Source organism: Ruegeria sp. A5 (genome assembly GCF_056543005.1).
Genome location: NZ_JBQGAV010000004.1, coordinates 1 through 25,585, shown reverse-complemented (window position 1 = coordinate 25,585; position 25,585 = coordinate 1). Strand labels below are relative to the sequence as shown.

Annotated in this window: 24 protein-coding genes and 1 tRNA gene; 18 read left to right on the top strand and 7 right to left on the bottom strand. The window is 53.3% G+C overall.

The genetic code is table 11. The annotated features are described in order from the left end of the window. Nucleotides 1–119 precede the first annotated feature (119 nt). From ACR0AY_RS10380 to ACR0AY_RS10370, 3 genes are all read right to left on the bottom strand, one after another. Nucleotides 120–1,448, bottom strand: a complete 1,329-nt coding sequence (locus ACR0AY_RS10380; RefSeq protein ID WP_170512578.1) for a hypothetical protein — start codon at nucleotides 1,446–1,448, stop codon at nucleotides 120–122. An 86-nt stretch (nucleotides 1,449–1,534) separates the two neighbouring features. Next, a complete protein-coding gene (locus ACR0AY_RS10375) occupies nucleotides 1,535–2,932 on the bottom strand; it encodes an FAD-linked oxidase C-terminal domain-containing protein (RefSeq protein ID WP_170512580.1) in 1,398 nt (465 codons plus the stop codon). Between the two features lie 27 nt (nucleotides 2,933–2,959). Further along, nucleotides 2,960–3,946, bottom strand: coding sequence for a 2-hydroxyacid dehydrogenase (locus ACR0AY_RS10370; RefSeq protein WP_170392503.1), 987 nt, complete (start codon nucleotides 3,944–3,946; stop codon nucleotides 2,960–2,962). A gap of 169 nt (nucleotides 3,947–4,115) precedes the next feature. Between ACR0AY_RS10370 and ACR0AY_RS10365 the strand changes: the two genes are divergently transcribed. Further along, a complete protein-coding gene (locus ACR0AY_RS10365; RefSeq protein WP_480454200.1) occupies nucleotides 4,116–4,604 on the top strand; it encodes an SH3 domain-containing protein in 489 nt (162 codons plus the stop codon). Between the two features lie 27 nt (nucleotides 4,605–4,631). Here the strand turns inward: ACR0AY_RS10365 and ACR0AY_RS10360 are convergent, their stop codons facing one another. Next, nucleotides 4,632–5,141 (bottom strand): ferritin, encoded by a 510-nt coding sequence (locus ACR0AY_RS10360; protein ID WP_170512581.1) that lies wholly within the window; start codon nucleotides 5,139–5,141, stop codon nucleotides 4,632–4,634. 370 nt (nucleotides 5,142–5,511) lie between these two features. Here ACR0AY_RS10360 and ACR0AY_RS10355 point away from each other — a divergent pair. Beyond that, nucleotides 5,512–5,586, top strand: a tRNA-Gln gene (locus ACR0AY_RS10355). Between the two features lie 183 nt (nucleotides 5,587–5,769). Here ACR0AY_RS10355 and ACR0AY_RS10350 read toward each other — a convergent pair. Beyond that, nucleotides 5,770–5,997 (bottom strand): hypothetical protein, encoded by a 228-nt coding sequence (locus tag ACR0AY_RS10350; protein ID WP_170512583.1) that lies wholly within the window; start codon nucleotides 5,995–5,997, stop codon nucleotides 5,770–5,772. Nucleotides 5,998–6,395: 398 nt separating this feature from the next. On the opposite strand from ACR0AY_RS10350, the gene ACR0AY_RS10345 reads away from it, so the two are divergent. From ACR0AY_RS10345 to ACR0AY_RS10305, 9 genes are all read left to right on the top strand, one after another. After that, nucleotides 6,396–8,135 carry an ABC transporter substrate-binding protein gene (locus ACR0AY_RS10345; protein WP_170392843.1) on the top strand — a complete coding sequence of 580 codons (1,740 nt, stop codon included), beginning with the start codon at nucleotides 6,396–6,398 and terminating at the stop codon, nucleotides 8,133–8,135. 81 nt (nucleotides 8,136–8,216) lie between these two features. Then, nucleotides 8,217–9,266 (top strand): ABC transporter ATP-binding protein, encoded by a 1,050-nt coding sequence (locus ACR0AY_RS10340; protein WP_170512585.1) that lies wholly within the window; start codon nucleotides 8,217–8,219, stop codon nucleotides 9,264–9,266. A 1-nt stretch (nucleotide 9,267) separates the two neighbouring features. Further along, entirely contained in the window at nucleotides 9,268–10,344 is a 1,077-nt protein-coding gene (locus tag ACR0AY_RS10335; protein WP_170512587.1) for an ABC transporter ATP-binding protein, read from the top strand. Continuing rightward, nucleotides 10,341–11,204 carry a carbohydrate ABC transporter permease gene (locus ACR0AY_RS10330; protein ID WP_170392846.1) on the top strand — a complete coding sequence of 288 codons (864 nt, stop codon included), beginning with the start codon at nucleotides 10,341–10,343 and terminating at the stop codon, nucleotides 11,202–11,204. Before ACR0AY_RS10335 ends, ACR0AY_RS10330 begins: the two co-directional genes overlap by 4 nt. Continuing rightward, nucleotides 11,201–11,998, top strand: a complete 798-nt coding sequence (locus ACR0AY_RS10325; protein ID WP_058280831.1) for a carbohydrate ABC transporter permease — start codon at nucleotides 11,201–11,203, stop codon at nucleotides 11,996–11,998. Before ACR0AY_RS10330 ends, ACR0AY_RS10325 begins: the two co-directional genes overlap by 4 nt. Before the next feature lie 8 nt (nucleotides 11,999–12,006). Beyond that, nucleotides 12,007–12,408: a DUF2160 family membrane protein gene (locus ACR0AY_RS10320; RefSeq protein WP_170512589.1), complete on the top strand. Its 402-nt coding sequence runs from the start codon at nucleotides 12,007–12,009 to the stop codon at nucleotides 12,406–12,408. A gap of 66 nt (nucleotides 12,409–12,474) precedes the next feature. Next, nucleotides 12,475–12,870 (top strand): BlaI/MecI/CopY family transcriptional regulator, encoded by a 396-nt coding sequence (locus tag ACR0AY_RS10315; protein ID WP_008759241.1) that lies wholly within the window; start codon nucleotides 12,475–12,477, stop codon nucleotides 12,868–12,870. After that, nucleotides 12,857–13,954 carry a M56 family metallopeptidase gene (locus ACR0AY_RS10310; RefSeq protein WP_170401969.1) on the top strand — a complete coding sequence of 366 codons (1,098 nt, stop codon included), beginning with the start codon at nucleotides 12,857–12,859 and terminating at the stop codon, nucleotides 13,952–13,954. The genes ACR0AY_RS10315 and ACR0AY_RS10310 overlap by 14 nt, the downstream gene beginning before the upstream one ends. Nucleotides 13,955–14,708: 754 nt before the next feature. Beyond that, complete coding sequence (locus ACR0AY_RS10305) at nucleotides 14,709–14,882, top strand: hypothetical protein (protein WP_170512591.1); 174 nt, start codon at nucleotides 14,709–14,711, stop codon at nucleotides 14,880–14,882. A gap of 441 nt (nucleotides 14,883–15,323) precedes the next feature. Here the strand turns inward: ACR0AY_RS10305 and ACR0AY_RS10300 are convergent, their stop codons facing one another. Further along, nucleotides 15,324–15,761 carry a class I SAM-dependent methyltransferase gene (locus ACR0AY_RS10300; RefSeq protein WP_480454199.1) on the bottom strand — a complete coding sequence of 146 codons (438 nt, stop codon included), beginning with the start codon at nucleotides 15,759–15,761 and terminating at the stop codon, nucleotides 15,324–15,326. Between the two features lie 713 nt (nucleotides 15,762–16,474). Between ACR0AY_RS10300 and ACR0AY_RS10295 the strand changes: the two genes are divergently transcribed. From ACR0AY_RS10295 to ACR0AY_RS10275, 5 genes are all read left to right on the top strand, one after another. Further along, entirely contained in the window at nucleotides 16,475–17,119 is a 645-nt protein-coding gene (locus tag ACR0AY_RS10295) for a PIG-L deacetylase family protein (RefSeq protein ID WP_170512595.1), read from the top strand. Nucleotides 17,120–17,122: 3 nt separating this feature from the next. Beyond that, on the top strand, nucleotides 17,123–18,061 hold the full coding sequence (locus ACR0AY_RS10290; protein ID WP_170512597.1) for a UDP-3-O-(3-hydroxymyristoyl)glucosamine N-acyltransferase: 939 nt from the start codon (nucleotides 17,123–17,125) through the stop codon (nucleotides 18,059–18,061). A gap of 120 nt (nucleotides 18,062–18,181) precedes the next feature. Beyond that, nucleotides 18,182–19,576: an acylating sulfoacetaldehyde dehydrogenase gene (gene sauS / locus ACR0AY_RS10285; protein ID WP_170512600.1), complete on the top strand. Its 1,395-nt coding sequence runs from the start codon at nucleotides 18,182–18,184 to the stop codon at nucleotides 19,574–19,576. 296 nt (nucleotides 19,577–19,872) lie between these two features. After that, nucleotides 19,873–21,375 carry a glycosyltransferase family 4 protein gene (locus ACR0AY_RS10280; RefSeq protein ID WP_170512602.1) on the top strand — a complete coding sequence of 501 codons (1,503 nt, stop codon included), beginning with the start codon at nucleotides 19,873–19,875 and terminating at the stop codon, nucleotides 21,373–21,375. 140 nt (nucleotides 21,376–21,515) lie between these two features. Beyond that, nucleotides 21,516–21,692 carry a hypothetical protein gene (locus tag ACR0AY_RS10275; RefSeq protein ID WP_480454119.1) on the top strand — a complete coding sequence of 59 codons (177 nt, stop codon included), beginning with the start codon at nucleotides 21,516–21,518 and terminating at the stop codon, nucleotides 21,690–21,692. Between the two features lie 72 nt (nucleotides 21,693–21,764). On the opposite strand, the gene ACR0AY_RS10270 is transcribed toward ACR0AY_RS10275, so the two are convergent. Further along, a complete protein-coding gene (locus ACR0AY_RS10270) occupies nucleotides 21,765–22,667 on the bottom strand; it encodes a LysR substrate-binding domain-containing protein (RefSeq protein ID WP_170512604.1) in 903 nt (300 codons plus the stop codon). Between the two features lie 112 nt (nucleotides 22,668–22,779). On the opposite strand from ACR0AY_RS10270, the gene ACR0AY_RS10265 reads away from it, so the two are divergent. Both ACR0AY_RS10265 and ACR0AY_RS10260 read left to right on the top strand, forming a co-directional pair. Beyond that, complete coding sequence (locus tag ACR0AY_RS10265; protein ID WP_170512607.1) at nucleotides 22,780–23,403, top strand: glutathione S-transferase; 624 nt, start codon at nucleotides 22,780–22,782, stop codon at nucleotides 23,401–23,403. 273 nt (nucleotides 23,404–23,676) lie between these two features. Continuing rightward, on the top strand, nucleotides 23,677–25,302 hold the full coding sequence (locus ACR0AY_RS10260; protein WP_170512609.1) for an FAD-binding oxidoreductase: 1,626 nt from the start codon (nucleotides 23,677–23,679) through the stop codon (nucleotides 25,300–25,302). Nucleotides 25,303–25,585 lie beyond the last annotated feature (283 nt).

Genomic DNA, 25,585 nt, shown 5'->3' with positions numbered 1-25,585 from the left:
TTCAGTTGACACCATATGGCGCATTTGAGGGGCTCGACGCGACATTCATCCGACCAGTGATATAAGAAAAGCGACCTGAGCGTTGCACCAGGTCGCTTTCCAACAGTCGATCTGACGTGTTATCCGCCCCCCAATTTGCACCTTTTGAACGTTCCGGTGGTTGCGCAATCAATGCCCGTTCCGGAACCGCCTCGGTTTACCCGCACGGCAGTTTCTGCTTCGGAATCAGAGCTACCAAAGGCTGACAACAGTCCGGACAGGAAGCCTTCATTTTCGTTTACAGATGCGACTTCTTCAGAGGTTTCCTGATCTTTGAATTTGGCGAACAAATTTCCAAAGAAACCCTCGTCATCTCTGTCTGCCTGCTGCATCTCGTCTTCAAGCAAATCTGTCAGTCCTTTGCGGTATCCGACCTGAACCAAATCATCCGCAGATTCGATTCTGTTCGCGGTCAAGTCGAAGGTGTCTGCCGGCAAACCGTATTGCGCGGCCAAAGTATTTGCGACAAGAGACAACCCATCAATGTTTTCTAGCTTCAAACGCGCCAGCTCGCTGCGAAGCTTGACAAACTCGCCGCGCAAGGCGGCCATGTTTGTCGCCAGTTCACTTTCTCGTTCAGCATCAAAAACGGTATCGTTGCCGACGCCAGGCACTTGCTTTTGAAGCAGTGCGTTCAATCCGTCATAATCCAGTCGATCCAGAAACGCTCGCAGCATAGGCGCTGGTGCATCGGAATAGACTTGCAAACGAATTTCTTCGCCCAGTCCGATTGTAGCCTTGTAGATTTCAAACCGAGGTTCGACCTCAAGGTCCGTCAGGCTCGCCGTGATCATTGACCAAAACTTTCGATTTTTCACTGTGACGGGTTTGTATCGGCTGTTTTCAAACCTGAAATACGCAGCACCACCAATTATGCCGAATGGAGTGTAGCCACTCGATCCTGCGCCCAACCCTTCGACAGACCTGACGATGTTGCCAGTCAGTGTATTGGATTTAGCGTCTTTCCTGAGTTTCGCCTGTAGCCAGACCGTATGCTCGCCGCTTTCGTAGACCCAACTAGAATTATCGAGTTTTCTGACCAGTTGTTCGGTCTCTTGCACAGCAACTCTTTTTGCAATTGGACGAGCAGCTTCACTTATTCCGTCCTGCAAAACACCTTCTCGGGCATCGCGTGTAAAATCTGCATCCACGATCGAACGACGCACCCAGCCTTCGCCCGAATCCGGCAGGTACGGCTTGGCCCCCTCTCGCCAACGCTTCTGCCTTTCGCGTTCAACTTCTTCCGCGACTAGCTCCGCCTGATATAAGTTGAACCGCTGATTAATCGTGTCGACATATCCGTTGAAGGACAACCTGCCTTCGACTTTCTTATCCTGCTGATAATAATCCAGACCTACGACAACCACGACGGCAATCAACAAAAACCCAATGAAACGCAACGCGCCCATGAATAACCTCGGAATCAAATACTGCTCTTTCCTAGATCATTCACCTAAGATTGAGGCGCTGTTATGGCCGAACCCAACAATCGCGGTCAAAGTACCTTGCCCGGATTCATGATGTTATCGGGATCCAGCGCTGCTTTGATCGCCGCCATATAATTTGTCGCCGCACCAAGTTCTTTCACCAGATAGGGGCGTTTACCCTGCCCGATTCCGTGTTCTCCGGTACAGGTGCCCTCCATCGCAATTGCAAGATCATTTAGCCAACCGACGAATTCCTCTGCACTTGCGACCTCTTTTGCGTCATCCATGTCGATTAACAGAAGTGTATGGAAGTTACCGTCACCAACATGACCCACGATTGGGGCCAGCAAACCCAATTCAGCGGCCTTATCCTGTGCGGAGGTCACACATTCGGCCAAACGCGAGATCGGAACACATACATCCGTAGAAATGCCCCGCGCGCCTGGGCGCAGTTGTAGGCTGGCCCAATACATATCGTGCCGGGCCTGCCACAGCTTGTTGCGCTCTTCGGTTGTCGTAGTGGTGGTGATATCGCTGCCACCAAATTCTTCCGCGATTTGGCCAAAGGTCTCTGCCTGTTCCGCTGCACCGCTGTCCGAACCGTGAAATTCCAGCAGCAGCAGTGGCGTTTCTGGCAAATCCAGTCCCGAATAAGCGTTTGCCGCTTTGACCGACATCTGATCCAGCAATTCGATCCGCGCAACCGGGATACCATACTGAATAGTCATCATCACAGCCTGACAGGCTGCATCCACCGATGGAAACGAACAGCGAGCTGAACTGATGGCCTCGGGGATACCCTGCAATCGCAATGTGATTTCGGTGATTATTCCCAGTGTGCCTTCGGCACCGATTAGCAAGCGGGTCAGATCAAAACCCGCCGAAGATTTTCGCGCACGATGCCCCGTGCGGATCACTTGCCCGTCCGGCATCACGGCCTCAAGGCTAAGCACATTATCTTTCATTGTCCCATAACGCACAGCATTGGTGCCAGACGCGCGTGTCGCGGCCATTCCACCCAGCGACGCATTCGCGCCCGGATCAATCGGGAAGAACAACCCCTGATCCCGCAGATGGGTGTTCAATTCGGCTCGGGTGACACCCGGTTGGACAACGCAATCTAGATCACCGACATTAACCGCCAATATCTTGTTCATCTGACTCAGATCGACGGATATGCCACCAGCAGGAGCGTTCACATGACCTTCGAGCGAGGTGCCTGTTCCGAATGGGATGACTGGCACCTTGTGCTCGGCACAGGTCCTGACGATATCGGCCACTTCTTCGGTTGAATGCGGGAAGACGACTGCGTCCGGACTCTGGTTTTCAATCCACGTTGTCGTGTGCCCGTGCTGCTCGCAGATCGCAGCACCAGATTGCAGCCGGTCTGCGAACCTCTGCTTCAAAATTCCCAGCGCCGTGTCGATCCCGGCCTCGTTTCGCGGCAAAGCAGTTGCCTGCACCATTGCGTTCCCCTTTTCTCAGGCCACAGCCTAAAGCATTGCAGGCACAACCTGATCTGGCGGGCGATGACCGTCTTCGAAGGTCTTGATGTTGATAATGACTTTCTCACCCATCTCGATCCGACCCTCAAGCGTCGCCGAGCCCATATGGGGCAGCAGCACCACATTCGGCAATTGCCGGAGGCGTGGGTTCACATCTGTGCCCTGTTCATAAACATCCAGACCAGCGCCCGCGATCTCACCGGCGCGGATCATGCGTGTCAGGGCGTTCTCATCGACGACTTCACCGCGTGATGTATTCACGATCACGGCCGTGGGTTTCATCAATTTCAAACGCCGCGCATTCATCAAATGAAAGGTCGAAGGGGTCGACGGGCAGTTGATCGAGATGACGTCCATCCGCGCCACCATCTGATCAAGACTATCCCAATAGGTCGCCTCAAGTTCCTGTTCAATCTCGGGGCGCAACCGGCGGCGGTTGTGATAGTGAACCTGCATTCCAAACGCGCTGGCACGTCGCGCAACGGCCTGCCCTATCCGGCCCATCCCAAGAACACCCAAGCGGCGACCACCGACCCGGCCACCCAGCAAGGCCGTCGGGGCCCAACCGGCCCAATCGCCCTTTTGCATCACACCTAACCCCTCGGGGATACGTCGTGTAACCGCCAGGATCAGAGCCATAGTCATATCAGCAGTATCGTCAGTTAGTACTCCTGGTGTGTTCGAGACAAGGATCCCGCGCTGCCTCGCCGTCGCCACATCAATATTGTCGACACCGGCACCATAATTGGCGATCAGTCGCAATTTCTCACCAGCCTGCCCCAGGATACCGCCATCAATTGTATCGGTTATCGTCGGAACCAGCACATCTGCTGTGTTCACTGCCGCCACCAGCTCTTCGCGAGTCATGGGATCGTCGGTGTCACGCAGTTTTACATCGAAAAGCTCGCTTAGCCGTGTTTCCACCGCTTCGGGCAACCGTCGCGTAACGACAACACTCAGACGTTCTCTTGGCACCTTGACCCTCCTACCGCTTTGCAAACTGCCGCGCGCCATGGCATCGTGGCGCAGGATTACACGGGGCACAAGAACCCCTTGGGCATCGTCTCAACCTTTTTTGCATACGATCCACAGGCATAAGAGCAGACAGGCAGTGAGTGCTAGTTTTTCAGTGAATCGCCATTTTGTGGTGTTGATATCGGTTTTCCTGCTCGTGCTCGGCGCAGTGGCCGTGTCCGCGCAGGAAAAACGCGGTCCAGTGACGAATCTACCGCTTCCACGATATGTCTCGATGAAAGCCGCCGAGGGTAATGTCCGTCGCGGCCCTTCGCTGACTCACCGAATCGATTGGGTGTTCAAACGCCGTGGCATGCCGCTGCAGATCACGGCCGAATATGGAAACTGGCGCAAGGTTCAGGATCGCGACGGTGCCGGGGGTTGGGTGCATTACGCGCTGCTTTCAGGTGTGCGGACAGTCCTAATCGAAGCCGACTTGCTGCCGGTTTACGCGATGCCCGATCCCAAGTCGCAGGTGAACGCGCATTTTGAAACCGGCGTCGTCGCCCGGCTTGAAAAGTGCTCACCCGATTGGTGCCGCATCTCGGCAGGCGGCTATCGGGGCTGGACCCTGAAAAGCAATCTTTGGGGGGTCGAACCCGCCGAGATTCGGGAATGACGTGCGTGCGCGACAGCGCCGACTGAGCTACTCCGCGCCTGCAGCGCTGCCGCGTTTGGCCAGTTCCTGATCCAACAACAGCAGGTTCCATCGGTCCCCGCTGGCCGCCTTGGCCTTATCCAGGATCGATGTGAACAGGTCTTCTTCCTCTATCTGTTCGGACAGGAACCAGTTCAGCATATTCTGTGTGCTGTATTCTTTGACCTCATGCGCCAGCTCAAACAACGCGTTGATCTGGCCCGTCACGGTTTGCTCCTGCGCCAGCGCCTGCTCCAGTACATCAACGGGTGATTCATAGTCCGTTTGCGGTTTTGCGATGCCGTCGAGATTTACCCTCCCACCCCGCTTGGCGATAAAGTCGAATATACGCATTGCATGGGTTTCCTCTTCGGCAGAATGCCCCCGAAACCAACTGGCGAATCCAGGCAGATCCTGCGCTTCAAAATAAGCCGACATCGCCAAGTAGGTGTACGAAGCGTGGAGCTCATTGTTGATCTGCTTATTCAATGCTTCTGCAACTTGCGGGTTCAGTTTCATTGCTCGCTCCTTTTTCGTGCTGGTTAGCGGACTTTATCTAGCTAGGTCCGAAGCCAAAGACATTCAACTGATAAAGGTAATTTTTATCGCTATTAATCAATAATTTACTCCAATTCTTGTGCTATTGAAACGCAGTCGCAGGAACGAAAGTTGTGGCGCATTGCGGATTGTATCTCGCGATCGCAAAACCAAGGATTGCCAGTTGGATTTTCGTTTTAGAGATCTAGCTTCGCCTCAAACAATCGCCTGACCCATATTCGACCATCCCTACGATCCAACCGCCATCAAACTAAATTGCATATCCACATCAAAATTGTCCAAAAAAGCCCTTGAACCCTGAAAGCAACAGTCGTAGATAGCCGCTCACCGTTGGGGTGTAGCCAAGTGGTAAGGCAGCGGTTTTTGGTACCGTGTATCGTAGGTTCGAATCCTACCACCCCAGCCATGATTTTCCCGGAAATCACATACCGAGAAGTTGCACGCCGATTAAAGCGTGTTTTCAGCGGCTTAAGATCCAGCAACTTCAACTGAGATCCGAGCGTGTGCGCAACAGTAGTCGATTTCCGACCACAGTCCCAGGTCGCGATTCCGACGGTACGAGTTTGGTGTGTTTCGGAGAGGCGGCAGATCAGAGGGCAGAGAAGCGCTTGTGTTGATATGACCAGATCACCGGGAATCCCGACTTGATCAGGTAGTCCATTGTCAGGCCATCAGTTTGTTCGCCTGAATCGATGGCATCCAGAGCATCAGGCACCAGCATGGCCAGATCGACCACATCCTGCACCCGGCGTTTGGAGGTACCTTCTTTTTCTACAATCTCAGAAAACGTTGGCCATCGACGATCATCACCAGCCACTGACGCACTTTGATGACACTGTGAACAGGTATTTGATCAATCTGGGGCGGCTCATCGCCAAGATGCAGTTTCAATTCCACGCCTTTCCGGTGCATCCGGTATAGCGCTGCTATGGTCGGTTCAGCGTTGGGTTCCACCCAATTTGCATTGGAACAGCAAGCGCTAAGCCCGCTTCAGAATTGGGTGTTTCGCGATGCTTTCAGCACCAACGGACACCATTTGTTTGAACGTATCTTCTACTTCCAACACACCGCAACCAGGGGTTATTAATATTTATCAAGTACTTAAACTTGATATCTCTTATTACTAAAATTTTAGTTTGACAGCAGCGCCGAATATCACCGATGCTGTTTGCCATCCGGTCTGCACCGGATCACATAATCTTTGGGAGGAGACAGATGCGGAGACATCTACTTTCCGCCGTGGCGGCAGCGGCCGTCATTGCGGGGCATGGTCCTGCTTGGGCCGACGAAGCCGCAGCACAACGTTGGATCGACGACGAATTCCAGCCATCGACCTTGTCGAAGGATGAACAGTTGTCCGAAATGAAGTGGTTCATCGAAGCTGCACAACCGTACTCGGGCATGGAAATCAATGTCCTGTCCGAGGGTATCCCGACGCATTCCTATGAATCCGAGGTTCTGACCAAGGCGTTCGAGGAAATAACCGGGATCAAGGTCAATCACCAGATTCTCGGCGAAGGCGAAGTGGTTCAGGCCGTACAGACTCAGCTACAAACCGGACGGAATCTGTATGATGGCTATGTCAACGACAGCGACCTGATCGGGACACATTCGCGCCTGCAGTTGGCCTATCCGTTGACCGATATGATGGAAGGTGATTGGGCGGCGACAACCTCGCCAACGCTGGATCTGGATGACTTCATGGGCATTCAGTTCACCACCGGCCCTGATGGCAAGCTTTATCAATTGCCTGACCAGCAGTTTGCGAACCTATATTGGTTCCGCAAGGACTGGTTCGATGACGAAGCCAACAAGGCCGCGTTCAAAGAGAAATACGGCTATGATCTAGGCGTTCCGGTCAACTGGTCGGCCTACGAAGACATCGCCGAGTTCTTCACCAATGACGTGAAAGAAGTCGATGGCACCACGATCTATGGCCACATGGATTATGGTAAGCGCGCGCCTGACCTCGGCTGGCGCATGACTGACGCCTGGCTGTCGATGGCCGGCGCCGGTGACGTGGGTGAACCGAACGGCGTTCCCGTCGACGAATGGGGCATCCGCATGGAAGCGGGCACCTGTAACCCTGTTGGCGCGTCCGTTTCGCGTGGTGGTGCTGCGAACGGCCCGGCTGCGGTCTATGCGATCCGCAAGTGGGATGAATGGCTGCGGGCTTATGCGCCTCCGGGTGCGGCGTCTTATGACTTCTACCAGTCGTTGCCAGCGCTTAGCCAAGGCAACGTGGCTCAGCAGATCTTCTGGTACACCGCCTTCACCGCAGACATGGTGAAGCCGAAGTCCGAAGGCAACAACACCGTGGATGACGAAGGCACGCCGCTGTGGCGGATGGCGCCCAGCCCGCACGGCCCCTATTGGGAAGAAGGCCAGAAGGTTGGTTATCAGGACGTGGGGTCGTGGACCTTCCTGAAGTCGACGCCTGCGGATCGTGCTCAGGCGGCTTGGCTCTATGCCCAATTCGTGACGTCCAAGACTGTCGACGTGAAGAAATCCCATGTGGGCCTAACCTTCATCCGCGACAGCTCGGTCAACCACGAGTCGTTCACCGAGCGCGCACCCAAGCTGGGTGGTCTGGTCGAGTTCTACCGCTCACCCGACCGTGTGGCATGGTCACCGACCGGCATCAACGTGCCGGACTATCCGAAGCTGGCCCAGATCTGGTGGCAGCAGATCGGTGACGTGAACTCGGGCGCCTTCACCCCGCAAGAGGCGATGGACCGTCTGGCAGAAGAGATGGACATCACTATGGCCCGGATGCAGGCCGCTGACGAAAGCGCCGGTGTCTACGGTGGCTGTGGTCCGCGTCTGAACGAGCCGCAGGATGCCGCCTTCTGGTTGGAAAAGCCGGGCTCGCCCAAGGCCAAGCTTGAGAACGAAAAGCCGCAGGGCCAGACCGTCAACTATGACGAACTGGTTCAGCGCTGGCAGTCTCAGTAAGCAAACGAAACCGGGGGTGCCGTGTGCGGCATCCCCACCCCAAGGCCAGTGCGACGCACTGAAGGACCGGAACCCACGGACATGATCGAACTTAAAGACGCCACCAAACGGGTTGGCAATGTCATCCATATCAAGCCTACGAACCTGACGCTCAAGACTGGCCATTTCAATGTGCTGTTGGGCGCTACGGGGTCGGGCAAAACCTCGCTGATCAAGATGATGGCAGGGCTGGACCCGATCGCCTCAGGCAAAGTTCTGATGGACGGGCAGGACGTCACCAAGCTGAACACGCAAAAGCGGCAGATCAGTTTGGTACACCAGTTCTTCGTGAACTACCCGCATATGACCGTTTTCGACAACATCGCCTCGCCCTTACGCGTGGCTGGGATGGCAAAATCCGAAATCGAAGGCCGTGTCGAAGAGGCCGCCGACTTGCTGCAGTTGCGCCCAATGCTACAGCGCCGTCCGCATGAGTTGTCAGGTGGCCAGCAGCAGCGTACCGCGCTGGCCCGCGCGATTGCAAAGGAAAGCCGCGCAGTGTTTCTTGACGAACCACTGGCCAACCTCGATTACAAGCTGCGTGAAGAACTGCGTGAACAACTGCCCGACCTGTTCGCCGGGCGCGGGGCCGTGGTCGTCTATGCCACCTCGGAACCGGAAGAGGCGTTGATGCTTGGCGGCTACACCGCTTTGATGGAGGACGGGCGCGTCACCCAATTTGGCCCCACCTCAGATATCTATCGCAACCCCGAGAACATCTCTGCAGCTCGTGTGTTCTCTGACCCGCCCATCAACGTGGCGCGCATCACTGTGTCTGATGCGCAGGCGCAATTGGTCGGCGGTGGAGGCTGGAAAGTCACCGATATAGCCGATGGTGACTACTTGGTCGCCGTGCGTCCTCACCGGGTGACCCCGTTCCGCTCTTCCGACGCCGACGTGGAGCTGACTGGGCGGGTCATCGTGACCGAGCTTTCGGGCTCGGATTCCAGCGCGCACTTCCAACATGGGGATGAGGCGTGGGTATCCCTGGCCTCGGGTGTCCATCCCTATCAGGTGGGTGAAGACCACAGCTTCTACATGAACCCGGCCCATTGCCGGTATTTCGGCCAAGACGGCAAAAGGATAGCCTGACATGGCACAAATCAAGCTTGCAAACCTGCGACACAGCTATTTCCCCAATCCCAACGGGCCACAGGATTACGCCCTGAAGGAAATCGACGTCACCTGGCGCGATGGCGGCGCCTATGCGCTGCTGGGGCCATCAGGATGCGGCAAGTCAACGCTGCTGAACATCATCTCGGGGTTGCTGACGCCTTCCGAGGGACAGATTCTGTTCGATGGTCAGAACGTTACTGCCTTGCCCCCAGATCAACGCAACATTGCGCAGGTGTTCCAATTCCCGGTGATCTACGACACGATGACTGTGGGCGAAAATCTGGCCTTCCCGTTGAAAAACCGGGGAGTCGACCCTGCAACGATCAAACGTCGCGTCGATGAGATTGCAGAGATGCTGGACGTTACGGATATGCTGAATACCCGGGCCTCAGGTCTGAGCCCGGACAACAAACAGAAAATCTCGATGGGTCGCGGGTTGGTGCGCGACGACGTGAACGCGGTGATGTTCGATGAGCCGCTGACTGTTATCGACCCACATCTGAAATGGAAACTGCGGTCCAAGCTGAAAGAGCTGCACCAGCGCGTCAAAGCCACGATGATCTACGTCACGCACGACCAGACCGAGGCGCTGACCTTCGCGGACGAAGTAGTCGTGATGCAGGAAGGCGAAGTCGTGCAGATCGGCACCCCTGTGGAACTGTTCGAACGCCCTCAGCACACATTTGTCGGCCATTTCATCGGCTCTCCTGGCATGAATGTGCTGCCGTGCGAAGCAAAGGGCGATCGGGCCCTGTTCGAAGGCCATGAAGTGATGCTGGAAGGCCAGACCCACGGTGACGGAGGCCGCACCGATCTGGGTATCCGGCCTGAATATATAAGCTTTGGCGAAACCGGCATCCCTGCCCATGTCACCAAGGTCGCAGATATCGGGCGACACTATGTGGTCAGTGCCATGGTCGGTGATACGCCGGTGAAAGCCGTAGCAGAACACAATGCGCCCAACCCTGGCTCACATGTGTACCTGCAATTCAAACCCGAACAATCTCGCGTCTACCGCGACGGCTGGATCGCAACCGAGGAGCGGACGCGATGAGAACGGAAAACCAAAAAGCATGGTTCTTTGTCCTGCCGGTGCTGGCGCTGGTCGCGTTTAATGCGCTGGTGCCGATGATGACGGTGGTCAACTATTCGGTGCAGGAGACCTTCGGTAACAACCAGTTCTTCTGGGAAGGACTGGGCTGGTTCGAACAGATCCTGCGTTCCGACCGGTTTCAGGCAGCTCTGGGACGGCAGTTCCTGTTCACCTTTCTGATCCTGCTGATCGAGGTGCCGCTTGGTATCATCGTGGCGCTTTCCATGCCGCGCAAAGGGTTCTGGGTGCCGGTCTGTCTGGTCCTGATGGCCCTGCCGATGCTGATCCCGTGGAATGTGGTCGGCTCGATGTGGAATATCTTCACTCTGCCCAAGATCGGCTTGCTGGGGTACTTCCTGAATGACGTCCTGGGCATCAACTATGACATGACGCAGCAACCTTTGTCGGCCTGGATCACCGTGATCGTCATGGATGTCTGGCACTGGACGTCGCTGGTTGTGCTGCTGTGTTATGCGGGCCTCGTGTCGATCCCGGATGCCTATTATCAGGCCGCTAAGATCGACGGTGCCAGCCCGTGGTCAGTGTTTCGCTATATCCAGCTGCCCAAGATGAAGACTGTCCTAACCATCGCCGTTCTGCTGCGCTTTATGGACAGTTTCAACATCTATACCGAGCCTTTCGTTCTGACCGGCGGTGGCCCCGGCAACTCAACCACCTTGCTGTCGATCGATCTTGTAAAGATCGCGCTGGGACAGTTCGACCTTGGCCCTGCGGCCGCGATGAGCCTGATCTACTTCGCCATCACGCTGCTGGTCAGCTGGGTCTTCTACACTCTGATGACAAAGGATGACGCGCAATGAAGAAGCGGTCCCTTATCCCGATCCTCTATATCGCGTTCCTGATGCTGCCGATCTATTGGCTGGTGGCGATGTCCTTCAAGACCACGAACGAGATCCTGTCGGGCTTTTCCCTGTTCCCCCAGACCTTCACGCTGGAGAACTACATTACCATCTTCACCGATCCGACGTGGTATTGGGGCTATATCAACTCGATAATCTACGTGACGATCAACACGGTGCTGTCGGTCTGTGTAGCGCTGCCAGCGGCCTATGCGTTCTCGCGCTATCGGTTTCTGGGCGACAAGCAGTTATTCTTCTGGCTGCTGACCAACCGGATGGCGCCAGCGGCGGTGTTCGCGCTGCCCTTCTTCCAGCTCTATTCGTCAATCCACCTGTTCGACACCTATCTGGCCGTGGCGCTCGCGCACACGCTGTTCAACGTGCCGCTGGCGGTCTGGATTCTCGAAGGCTTCATGCGCGGCATCCCGAAAGAATTGGATGAGACAGCCTATGTCGACGGCTATTCTTTCCCACGCTTCTTCGTGACGATCTTCCTGCCCAACATCAAAGCGGGTGTCGGCGTCGCGGCCTTCTTCTGCTTCATGTTTTCATGGGTCGAGATGCTGCTGGCCAAGACCCTCACCGCGGTCGAGGCCAAGCCCATCGCCGCCGTGATGACCCGCACCGCCTCCAGCGCGGGGTATGAGTTGGGTCTGCTGGCAGCCGCGGGAACACTGACCATTATCCCTGGTGCCATTGTCATCTGGTTTGTCCGCAACTACATCGCGCGCGGTTTCGCGATGGGCCGTGTGTGAGGTTCGATATGCGTAGACTTCTTCTCACCCTCCCCTTCCTGCCTTCGATGGCATTCGCCCAGCAAGCCGGATGGGGCAATGTTGGCCAGCAAGAGGAAAAGGGATTCTCGTGGACCGCCCCTCTTTGGCCTGATTTCTGGATGGCCTGGACCCCGGCGACGTTGGCGGTATTCGTGGGTATCTTCGCGGCCATCGCACTAATTGGACTATTGGAAGGGTTCAAGTTCCGCGACGGCCTTGAACGTCGCGGTGCACTTGGTCTGACAACCACGTTGGGCGATCGGTTGTTCATAACACTGCTCGGCTCGACCTATATCTTCCTTGCCTGGCTTGGGATGGTAGGCCAACCTGTATGGACGCCACTTTTCCTGTCCATCGGTTGGGGCGTCTTCGTCTTCTGGAAAGTTTAAGCTTTGAGAAACAGCGAAAGGATGCTTGTCTGTCAGGCATACTAAATAATGGCGACACCGAGATCGATGCGAAAGAAAAAGACAACAAATCTTCTGACCGACGTGGAACTTGAGTTCATGAACGAACTCTGGGCGCTTGGTCAGGGTTCGGTCCGTGAAGTCCTTGATCGCCTGCCACCTGATCGCAATCTGGCCTACACTTCCGGAGCCACAATTTTGCGTATTCTTGATGAAAAGGGCTTTGTCGAAAGCGAGAAGAACGGCAAGTCGCTGATCTACAGACCCCTTCTGGAGAAGGACAGGTATCAGTCGCGGTCGTTGCAGAATTTGTCCCGGACCCTGTTTGACGACACGCCCGCAACTCTGGTGGCAAGGCTGGTCGATGATGAGGGGCTGACAGAAGATGATCTAGAGGAGATTCGAGCACTGGTAGAGAGGAGACTGCAAAATGACAGCGGTTAAACCGGTTCTCGATGCGTTTCTCGAGTTCAACATAGTGCTTGGATTGTCGGCGCTGATCTGGCTGGCCGTGCGCGGAGGCCTTGCGCTGACGCCCATGCGGTACGGCTTTGTTGCTCAGCTTCGTTCGCTCAAGATACTCTGCATCGGCGTTATGCTCAGCCCGGTTCTGGCGATGGGTGTTTCGGGTTTTGTTGCTCAGGTATGGCCCGGACGGGTTGTTGCGCTGGGGGATATCGCAGTGGCAGCCTATTTGCGCGGCGAAATCGCAATGCCGGCTGCGCAGTTCGAAACCCTTCTGAACACGCGCGAACGCTGGGTTGATCATGTCATGTCAGGCGGCTCTGTTTTTGTGACTTGTGCGTTGATTACACTGGTTTTGGTGGCGGCTGTTCTGGCAATTCGGGTTGCCCTCAACGCGCTTGCAATTCGCAACGCTGTAAGCTCCAGCTTTCTATGGCGACAATCGGCCAAAGTGGACATTCGTCTTTCGGATCGCGTGACCGTACCCTTTGCAGTACGCGGCCTTCGTCGCCGCCACGTTGTTTTGCCCAGCCATCTACTGAACTCGCCACGCGATCTGCGCTTTGCTCTGGCGCACGAGTTTCAGCACATCCGCGCATTGGACGTGGAATGGGAACTGGGTTTCGAGCTTTTACGCCCGTTGCTGTTCTGGAACCCGGCCTATCTGGCTATGAAGCATCAGTTTGACCGGCTTCGCGAATTGGCCTGCGATCAGTCTGTCGTCTCGCGTAAAGGGATTGACGCGACCGACTATACCGCCTGTTTACTGGACTACTGCACACGATCGGTTAAGCTAAAAAGCCCTCGCATTCTTCATGTGGCCTTGGTTAACGGGCCGAAAGCAAAGCATGTTCTGCGACAGCGTGTGATCGCCCTGACCGATGCACCAGTGACGACGACCCAATTGTCGGCTATTTTCGTTGGGTCGGCGCTTTCCCTTGTTGTTGTGCTTGCAATTGGTTCGGCCTCGGTTCGTCAAACTCAGGATTGGAGCCATGATCGTCTTATGCTTTCGACGGTTGTAAACCTTGAACGGCTGGAAGCTCGTAATCAGGGGAATTAACTGGCAGTAGTGTATGTCCAATGCGGGCTGGGGGGTTACACTTGCGGTTAATGCTAGCAAGTTAGTCACAGATTCTGCGCTAAAGTGCTGCTGATTTTCAATAAGTCTGGTTTTGAGGTATCGCTGTCAGCGGCTTTAATGCTGGCGTCCGCGTTGCTCGATATTGATCGACCGAGAACGATTCGATAGCAATTTATGCCATTCCAACCTGCTACAACGCAGCATCGCCATTTCTAAATGAAGGTCTGGTTATACTTCGGTGCTGTGAACGTTCCAAGTTTGGCAGAGAGCCCTTACAACGCCTTCTTATCCGCTATGCGAGCCATTGAAACGCCCCGAAGACGATCTGCCAGCGTACTCGGTCATTCAGCATAGTGAGTGTGTTGTAAACCTTCTTTGTCCCAATTGATCGTGGACAACCGCGCCCGCAGTTGCGCCGGAAACATTCGATGATTTGATTTGCCTGTCGGGGCTGAACCCTTGGGATGCGAAGCAGCTTCTACTCAGAAACCCGCGAACTTCTCAGCGCTGTTCCATTGAAGTTCGCCTTCTATCAGCCCTGACTGCACAAATCACGGATGGAATGCCATCATCAGAAGTGCCTTTCCGCGTTCAGTTGATGCATAGATATTTGCTTTTGCGGCACCTCGTCCCTGTCCATCGGATCAATAATCGCTGGGTGTAGCCCCTCTTTGACCTTATTCTTGTGGCGTATACGACCCGCCTAGATGGGGTTCGTTAGGATGTGGTGGGTATGGTCGCGATCAAACACGCCACCGCCCATGATCTGACCAAGCCCTCTCTCCCTTTTGCTGCTCCGCGGACCGAGTCGGGCGGCTTCGATCTTGACTTTGCGCAAATATCCGTGCCGCGCGTGGTGCGCGTTGAGCATTCGGGGCGTTTCTGCCTCTTTTTCATCCACCCCTAGCGATCTTCCATTTGCGATGTATCCGATGGCGACATCTCAACCCATCCACAACACATTGCGTTTGGATGCAGCAATCTTGTCTCGAATGTGCTCTGCGGTCTCCTCTCGTACAAACTGCGCAAAGCTGAGCAGGACGTTCTGCGTCAAACATCCCATGCTGGTTGCTGTATTGAATCTTCAAGAACATCTGGATCGAACTTACTTTAACGCGCAGGCTCACTGGGCCTTCGCGCGTATTCTCAGCAGACAACCTGTGATCAACTCTGCGATTTCTGACGCCTCAGCTAGCTTGAGATCACGCTGCGATGGCAAATTAGTCATATTCCCTGGCCATTCTGCAGCATGACGTGGCCCGATGCAGCGCCTTGCTTTAAACGCTTGGTGATCAGGGCAATGATATTCGATGAGATCCCCCATTGGACGCCATTCTTACCCATGTTCTCAATAAGGGCGGGTGCGAATTTGGTCCGAACGGCAAAATGCGAGTAACTGGCACCAGGCAAGCCCGCCTTCAGCTGGAATCGCACCAACAACATGGCCGTCGGGCCGCAAAACACGTTGGTATTCCTCAGCGAAACTCTGCAATGGATAGAGGTGCTCGAGAGAATTGAATGTCAGCAGAACATCTGCCACATCAGCCTCTAGAGGTAGTTTATGCGGATTTTGTGGATCGATCAGACGAGTTTCGTAGGAAATTCCCATCTTGCTCAATTGTTCAGCGGCGCTCAGTAGAAACTCTTCGCGTATATCAATCAGAATGTAGTGCAAAGGATTCGTCATAAAGAATGGCAAATGTGGCGCGTAACCGGACCCGATCTCGATCACAGTTTTTCCGGCGAAATCAAATGTACTTAGAACACGGCAACCCGCGTCGTTGATAGACTTTCCGAGCCCTCATCGCTGGTTGGCCCGATAAAAATCCGCGCACGCTTTCTCCAATTCGTCCCACATTGGATCTTTACGGTCCGAAATCAAACCGTAGCGGTCGCGATCACCGAAGAGGGGAATCTTGACGAAAGGGAGACGGTGACCGACAGCGATAGTTCTTTTCATTGACAAGCCCTTAAAAATCGGATCTTCGTCCAAACCAGATTAGATGGTTCCCTTCCTAGAAATTCAGATGCAATCGCATCTACGTTAATCTCAGTGTGGCATGCAACCTTGTAGAACCATCGCAATGATTTGGCTCGTTACTTGTCATTCATCTGGCCATTGTGGACCTGTCACGAATTGTTGCCGTTCTGATTTCTCGCCTAAGCGACCTTTGGTTCGCAGGCCAATGGGCTTTTCCAGCGCAAGGCTAAGCGGCATTCGAAACAAGCCTTGCCACAACATTCAACTGACTCAGCAATTGCCGAAGGCAACCTGAAGAGCGCTGTCAACTGTTCGCGCAAATTCAGGTTCGTAGCCCTTGATGAACTGTTTGCGCGCGACTCTCAACGACCCAACCTTATTGATCGGAAATGGTTGATGGCATCTCTCCAACAAAGTCAGAGGTTTTCTGCTAGACATATTTAATGCCCTATGATTTCTAGCCAGAACGCCGATAACACTTTTTTGATCGAACCCAGAGCGTTGTACCGGAGGGCAACATGAGTCTTTTCAGCGGTGCGAGAGTATTGTTTCTCGCCCCACATACTGACGACGTAGAGCTTGGGTGTGGAGCGACGCTTGCCCGATGCATGGAGGAGTGCGAAACCGTTGATGTCGCAGTGTTTTCCACGGCCGCGCAATCCTTGCCTAGTGGCCTCGACAAGGACCACCTAAAACGTGAGTTTTTTGCTGCTATGGAAACTTATGATATTCCCAAAGAGCGGCTGCACGTATTTGATTATCAAGTAAGGCGCTTGAATTATTCGCGCCAAGACGTTCTCGAAGATCTGGTGCAACTCCGAAGTAAAATCAAACCAAACATAATTTTTACGCCTTCCGGTGGTGATGTTCATCAGGATCATCAAGTCGTTCACAATGAGTCACTGCGCGCCTTTAAAACGACCACCATGCTGGGCTATGAATTGCCTTGGAACAACTTCCGCTTTGAGAGCCGGGTTTTTGTGCACGTAACGGAAGAGCATTTGGCGGCGAAGCAAAGAGCGTTACAGTCATATGAGTCTCAGATCTTGAAGAACCGCAACTATTTTGAATCTGAATTTATTCGGGGGCTGGCCGCCGTTCGTGGCATCCAACAAGGTGTCAAATACTCAGAAGCATTTGAACTGATTACGCTAAAGGTTTGATCCGTGCAATTCCAATCAATTAATTCCGAAGATCTTTGCTCGTTTCTAACAAAAATTGGGGTTGCCCATACCGTTGTCGGAGACCATCGCGACTTTATCGGCCCTGCTCCGATTGGAAAAAGTGAAAAAATAAATCTTACCTGGTCGCGCGAGGTATCTGCCGACGTAATCTCTGTTTCGGCAAGTGTTTTGATTCTGCCCGAAGCCAAAGCAAAAGATGCGGTGGTTCAGAGCGATAAGGTATTGATTTTGGTGGATAACCCCCGTGACACCTTTAGAATGATCCTGGCTGGACTCTACGACGATGAAATCGCTTTCTCAAAGGGCCTCCACGACGAAACTATGTTTGCCCAAACGTCCGAGAATACCTGGATTGCTCATTCTGCATCTGTATCAAAAGAAGCAGTACTTGGCGCAGATGTAATTATTCATCCAAATGTGACCGTCTACCCAGGTGTAAGCATTGGCGACAACGTCGAGATTTGTTCTGGTTGCGTCATCGGGGCGCCTGGCTTCGGACATGTACGTCAGCCAAATGGTGCCCTTAAGCCGTTTCCACACCTCGGTGGTGTCGTAATCGGGAACGATGTCTCTATTGGGTCGAACACCTGTGTTGATAGTGGAGGCCTGTCGCCCACAATGATTGGCAATGGTGTTCGCATCGGAAACCTTACTCAGATCGCACATAATGTCGAAATTGACGAAGACTGCTTGATAGGAACTAGGTGCCAGGTCGCCGGTGGCACGAAGATCGGTAGCGGAACTGAAATCTGGGCTGGATCGACGATATCGAACAATCGGCGGATTGGACGCAATTGCAATATCAAGATCGGCAGCATCGTCATTTCGCATCTCCCTGACAACACGGTGGTATCGGGGAACTTTGCAATCTCTCATCAGAGAAATCTCGAAATATACGCAGGCCTTCGTGACTCGAAATAAATTATGGATAGCGGTGCTTAAGCTTAGGATAGCTCTAACAGCCTCGTAAATTTGACGATATAGTGTCAATGTTGAACTCCCCTCAATAAGAAGTAACCCGACAAACTCAGGACAAATCGTTTGGCATTTTCAGAGATAGATAAACAGCTGGCCGCAGCTCATGACGCGCAGCAGGAAATTGCAAAATATAGTCAGATCCAGATCGACAACGTTGTGCGAGCACTAGCTTGGGCGATCTATCGACAGGACCATGCGCGCACCCTGGCGGAAATGGCAGTTACCGATACTGGCCTTGGAAACATTGAGGATAAAATACTAAAGAACCGTCGGAAAACATTTGGAACACTTTGCGACTTACTCGCGACTCCAACAGTTGGAAAGATCTTTGAAGATCCAGAGCGCGGCATAACGGAATGGGCAAAGCCTGTTGGCGTCATCGGTAGCCTAACACCCTCGACTAACCCTGCAGCAACTCCGGCAAATCAGGCACTCATGGCGGTCAAGGGTGGAAACTCAATCATAATCAGCCCTTCCCCTGCCGGTTTGCGCACTGCTCAAAAACTGAAATCATATTTCGATGACGCATTGCGAGCTATCGGCGCCCCTACTGAATTGTTCCAAGTGCTACATGCACCTATATCATTCGACAAGGCTGACTATCTTGCACGAAATGTCGACCTTCTCCTGGTCACTGGTGACCAGACAAACGTTCGGAGAGGTTACAGCAGTGGCACACCCTGTATAGGCGTCGGCAAAGGCAATGTTCCTGTAATTGTCGATGAGACCGCGGATATTAAAGACGCGGCCGCGAAAATTGTGGCGTCAAAGACTTTCGACAACGCCACATCCTGCAGTTCGGAAAACTCGGTCATTTTGCTCGAAAGTGTTTACGAAACAATGATTTCAGAGTTAGAGACTGCTGGGGGTTACCTCGCGACTCCTACAGAAGTAGGCAGGATTGAGGAAAAGTTGTTTACAAATGGTGCCGTAAACCGTCAAGCCGTAGGGAAAGACATCTCTACCCTTCAGAAACTGTTTGAAATGAAGCTCCCGAATTCGAAGCGCTTCATATTGGTTCCTCAGTCTCAAATCGGAAAAGAAGCTCCTCTTTCCGGAGAAAAGCTTGCACTTGTACTTTCGGTGTACAAAGCGAAAGACTTTGACGACGCCATCGATATTTGCAACGATATTCTTGACTACGAGGGTGCCGGACATTCCGTAGGCATTCATACCGCTAGAAAAGAACGCTCGGTGGCGCTCGCTGAGAAAGTTGACGTTGCGCGTGTTCTCGTGAACCAGGCTCACACATTCGGAAATGGCGGCGGGATGAATAATGCACTACCATTCACGCTTACCATGGGGTGTGGGACTTGGGGAAAAAATTCCATATCAGAGAATCTTTCGATCAAGCATTTTGTTAACAAAACTGTGCTAGTAGAGACTTACGAAAAGGAAATGCCGAGCCCTGACGAAGCGTTCGGAACCGTCTATGATCCGCAGTTTGACCCCGTTTGATTAGGATGGGGATTATATTTTTCTCTTCCCAAGATATTCCATCTTATGCCTTCGCCCATCGGAAATGAGAAGTAACATGGCTGGGATGTTACCGATTCTGCTAGGCAGTGGTGTGCACACCAATGGGTCTATTCGGATTAGGACGAAGAGAAGTTTTTCTGACCATATTAGGGTGATCTCTAGATCCAAATCATAACTTCAGATAGTTTGACTACAGTAAAAAGATTGGCCAATCAGACAAACAAATCCAAAATTCAGCAATTGACCTCACCACATTAAAGCGAGCAAAAACAGCGATGAATATTGTCAATCGGAAGCGCATCGCAATCTTGAATTACAACGAAGTAACGCAAGATGCGCGTGTTTTTAAACAAGCCCGCGTTCTTGCTGATGCAGGGCATAATGTTCATGTCTTTTGCAACCAGCTTGGAAACCGAGAGAAAAACGAAACGATCTCGAACATCAAGATTAAGCGCTTCCGCTGTTTCGAACGCTCCACTCTGGACAGAGAAATTGTCAACAAACTTCCATTTTTAGAGTACTCGGGAGCAGAAGTAACAAAACGGTTTGACGACTATCTTGAGAAGAAGCGTCAGCTAGAACGCCTTCAGTTTTGCTGCGTACAATCTCCGTTAAACAAATACTATTATAAATCTGCGCGCGGTACCGCTCGAATGCGGCGCAAACTGCATCACAAGGTTATGAGAAGCTTAAGCAAAATAAGCATCGGCGCGCCCGGTGTTGCAAGGCAATATGAACTTATCGCCCAACTTGACCGCGAAAAAAAAGAACTTGCCGCAAGTTGGGTGAGCCTCGGCGCAATTCGGGGGCTGGTATTCATGCAAAACCTGTTACCCGTGCTGGACGACAGTACTTTCGACATAGTTCATGCCCACGATTTGCTAACTTTGCCTGCAGGTGTCGCGCTCGCAAAGCGAGGCAATGGTAAACTTATTTATGACGCTCATGAGTATGAAGCCGAACGTGCCGGACTCCATACAGATGTGCAGGAACTAACGAAGAAACTGGAAGACGATTGCCTGAAGCAAACAGATCATGTGATCACAGTTTCTAAGGGAATTGCTGAACTCTACTCTAAGCGCTTCACAAAGAGTAAGCCTACTTTAATCTATAACTCACCCGACATTGCTCGAAGTGAAACTAACCGAGGCGGAAACCGGCTACGTGATCTGCTAGATTTGCCAGAAGACGTTCCATTGATCGCTTACATTGGTGGGATCCAACGAGAAAACCGTGGCGTGGACAAACTCGCTGCAGCATTAGTCCACTTACCTGGTTTTCATATTGCAAACCTTGGGCCACGCAAGGAACCCAACGACGCTTGGATTATGGGTATCGCCGAGGAACTGGGCGTTGCTGACCGAATTCACTTGCTGGCGCCCGTTCCTGCCGAAGCAGTACCCTACGTTGTATCAGATGCTACGCTTGCAGCGAGCGCTTCACAAAACATCGGGTTAAGTTATCTACATTCGATGCCGAACAAACTGTTTGAGGCCACATTTGCTAGGCTACCGGTTTGCGTTCCAGATCGCCCTGATCAAAGGGAATTTGTCAGAGTATTGGGTCATGGCGTCGCTATGGATCAAACCGACCCACTTGCTATCGCCGTAGCCATAAAGAAAGTTGCTGAGAACCGCGAAGCCTATAAACTCACGGATACCTCCCTCGATATACTTAACAAAGAGTATAGCTGGAACGCGCAGGCGAAACGGTTGTTGGAGCTGTACGAAAGACTTTCCGTCGATAGGGATTTTGGCACAAATGGCAACCTGAACTAAAAGCGGGTTGACGCATCTGAACGCTCGGCTCAGGTTGGTGCATCGCGGCGCAATCCCAGGAAAATGACGCTAGGTGCCGTTACCCATCGACCAACGATCCGGTTCAGGCTGGATGCGAGGTACAATCCGACCGCGTTCAAATGGAAGACTGGTTCGAGCAAAACTGCAATCCGACGATAGCCGCCGCGACCAAATTGTCTGGCCGTTCGATCATGATGGCAATCAACCGGTTCTCCACTGCAGTCATTCTCCGCGGTGATCCTGAACGCAGCTTTAAGCTGCAATTGGCGGGTCTCAGTCCAGGCGGAGCTCATTAAGTTACATTGAGAAGCAGGAGCTTCAAAGGAAGCTGCACATCGTAACGGCTTTTGATTAACGGTTTTGCTTCATCACCCCTTTAAGTCAGAGCAAAGCGACGTGTCGCTTGCAAGATGATCAATAAGTGCGCGCACGCGGGTCGTCAGTCGGCGATTCTGCGGAAAAAGTGCGGCGACCACATAGGGTGTAACGCGATTCTCGGCGAAGAGCTCGACCAATTCTCCTGTCTTTAGAGCTTCTGAAACGGTGTACGCCGGACAACGGGCAACCCCTATTCCCGTGGCTGCCAGCCGTGCTGATGCTGCCGGTGCATTGGCGCGAAGCCGACCGTTAACATGGACCGCAAATTCCCGACCTTCTAAATCGAAGCGCCAGATCGTAGGATCCGTCATGTTGCCGTCTAAAATGCACTCATACGCCTCCAGTGCACGCGGATGCGCCGGCATACCTGTGCGCTTCAAATAGTCTGGAGATGCACAGACTAGCAAAGGCATTGGGCCAAGCTGGCGTACTTTAAGTGAACTGTCTCTCATCGGTCCGATGCGGATCGCGAGATCCAAACCTTCGTCAATAATTGACACCCTTCGATCCGAGAGACGAAGGTCGATTTCAACTTCCGGATGCTGTGCGGCGAATACCGCAAGAGAAGGCGCGAGCCGCACTGATCCAAATCCCGTCGGAGCCGAGATATGGATGACACCGCGTAAAGCCGTTTGTTGGTTCCTGACGGTTTCTTCCAACTCGTCGAACCCGTCAAGAAGTGGTTCACACATCGCCAGATACGTGGCGCCGACATCCGTCAGGGATACACTGCGTGTGGTTCTGTTCAGAAGCTGAACGCCTAGCGCTTCTTCCAGATCCGCGACGTATTTGCTAACCTGCCGCGCGGATCGTCCCATACGCTGTGCGGCAAGTGTGAAAGAGGCGTTCTTTGCGACAAGCGCAAAGGCTCGCATGCGGTCAATCTTATCCATAGCTTATTCCGCCCCCTCAGGGCCTAAACTTTCTCAAAAATTGACGATTATCGCGCAATTGTGCAAGTCGTATCTGTTTTGGTAAATGACCAACCCCAGCAGGAGCCCTTAAATGTCAAACCCGGTTCGTATTCATCACTTCCCCAAATCAGGTCACGCGCATCGCGCTTTGGTTTTTGCTAAGCTCGCAGGGATTGCCCATGAAGCTGTCTTTGTAGATCTCGCCGCTGGTGAGCACAAAACGCCTGACTTCCTTGCCATGAACCCGAATGGACAGGTGCCCGTGCTGGAAGATGGCGACGCCGTCATTTCTGACTCAAACGCAATATTAGTTTACTTAGCCCGCAAATACGCACCCGACTGGATACCAAGTGATGCCGTAGGAGAAGCGAACGTTCAGCAATGGCTGACACTCGCTGCAGGTGAAATTGCATTTGGCTCATGTGCAGCAAGGTTGATTACGGTGTTTGGCGCACCTCTGGACGTGGACTTTGCAGCTGCAACCGCCACGAAAGCAATGCAAAAACTGGAATTTGGGCTGGACGGTCGCGACTGGCTTGTTGGTGATCAACCGACCATCGCTGATGTTGCGGCCTATTCCTACACAGCCCATGCGCCAGAAGGGAATATTTCGCTCGCGCCGTACCCGAATGTCCGTGCCTGGATTGCAAGGTTCGAAGCACTGACCGGTTTTCAAGCGATGCCAGCCACCGCCGTTGGTCTTGCTGCCGAGTAGTTCAATGGACATTTGCGAAGGCGAACGAATCGCCGTCTCATCATCGACTCGGGAAACCGTGATTGAAAACGCGCGCCTTGACTAAGTCGGCATGAACGGACGCAACGTAGCTAAGGTCGCGCCCGCATAAACGCTAGGCGGCAACTGACGCAACCGTGCAGAGCACCCCGAAAGTTGCTTGGACTGTTGGGTCATGGGGTTGCTTGCGGACGATAACCCGGACCTGAGTATACAGCGTCGTTGATGACAAGATTGAGAAAGAAGGACAAAACGATGTTGGACGAAGAAACCCCATTTCATCCGGGTGAACTGGCTGCACAAGAACGCGCAGGTGTTAGGGGGCTTTCCAAACGCGTGGCGCCCTTCATCCGAAATCACATGCCAGATCAACACCGCGCTTTTTATCAAGCACAACCGTTTCTGGTTGCTGCCTCCAGCGATATCCAGGGAAGAGTGTGGGCGACGATCATCGAAGGCGAGGAAGGATTCATTGGGTCACCAGACTCTCAGACGCTGACGCTTGCAACACGGATTGATCCACAAGATCCGCTGAGCGAATCGATTATGGCTGGCACCGATATCGGCGTGGTTGGCATCGAACTCGCTACGCGCCGCCGCAACCGCTTCAGCGGTAAGTCGCGTCCAACCAAGGATGGCTTCGCAGTCGATATCCATCAGACCTTTGGGAATTGTCCGAAGTATATCAACGAGCGGAATTGGTGGCGAGCCGATAGGGCGATGACGATTGAAGCGACGACGTCTACTCAACTCAGCTCCGAACAAATCAAACACATAGGCGCCGCTGACACTCTATTCATCGGATCGGGGCGACAAAGCTCTAACGAAGCGCACTCCGACGGCTATGACGCTTCCCATCGTGGCGGTGACCCTGGATTCGTCCGGGTAGTTGGGCCGAAGCGCCTGCGCATCCCCGACTATACCGGCAATAACTTCTTCAACACGATCGGGAACCTGCTCGAAGATCCGCGTGTTGGGTTGCTCTTTGTCGACTTCTCAACTGGCGGGCTTTTGCATTTGACGGGTCGGGCTTCGGTCGAGTGGGACCCGGAGGAAGCGCGCGATCCAAGCATCCTTCGTGTGATTGATGTAGAGATAGAATCTGTCATCGACAGACCAGCCGCGCTTTCTCTGAGGTGGTCTGCAGACCCTGCGACGATGACAAAACTGACCGTGATCGACAAGGTCTTAGAAGCCGAGCACATCACCTCTTTCCATCTGGCACCCACGAACGGCGAGGCGGTGACACCTTTTCTTGCAGGACAGCATTTGCCGATTGCCTTGGACATCCCAGGTTATGGGGCGAAGGTACGTCGGACATACACACTATCTGGCTCGGTCGCGATTCAGAACTACAGGATAAGCGTAAAACGCGAGGCAGGCGGTATCGGGTCGCAATTCCTACATGACGAGGTGCACGTGGGCGATGTGATCGAGGCAAAGCCGCCCGCTGGTAACTTTGTACTCCCCAAAGATGACAATCCATTAGTTCTCATCAGCGCTGGTGTCGGCCTGACACCAATGCTTGCAATGCTTTACGAAGCCTCAGCAGAAGAAAACCATCGGCCAGTGTGGTATGTCCATGGAGCTCGAAGTGGGCGCGCCTATGCGTTTGGCCGTGAGGTTGATAAACTGATTGCGGGAAACCCGAATGCCACTCGATTGATATTCTTCAGTTCACCGGAAAGGACCGATCTTCTAGGCGAGACGTTTGACGTCCATGGCCGGATCACTGCTAAGGACTTGTTGGCGATCAGGGCGGGGCCGGACGCGCACTATATGATCTGCGGCCCTCTGGAGTTTATGACCGGTTTGAAAACTGGATTGGAGGCTGCAGGCGTCATGAGCGATCAGATCAAATATGAGACTTTTGGAGCATAGTTCCGAATGTCGGTAATCGGTGCTAAGGCCGAAACAATCTTAGATTATCCCGGATGTTACCTTAGGGCTTGTTTCAAAAATCAACGCTTTACTGTCGCAGAAAGAGACGTGCCGAACCAAGCGTGAGTACCCGCTCAGGCTACACGTGTTTGCTTCTGTGTAGGAAAGATCTTGGTTACTTTTCCAAGTTTCTAGGGTCAGGATGCATTGATTTCGGCAGCGCTGCGTGATTCACGAGCTGGAAAACGGAGCGGTGATATGAGCGACCTTTTCTGGCTGAACG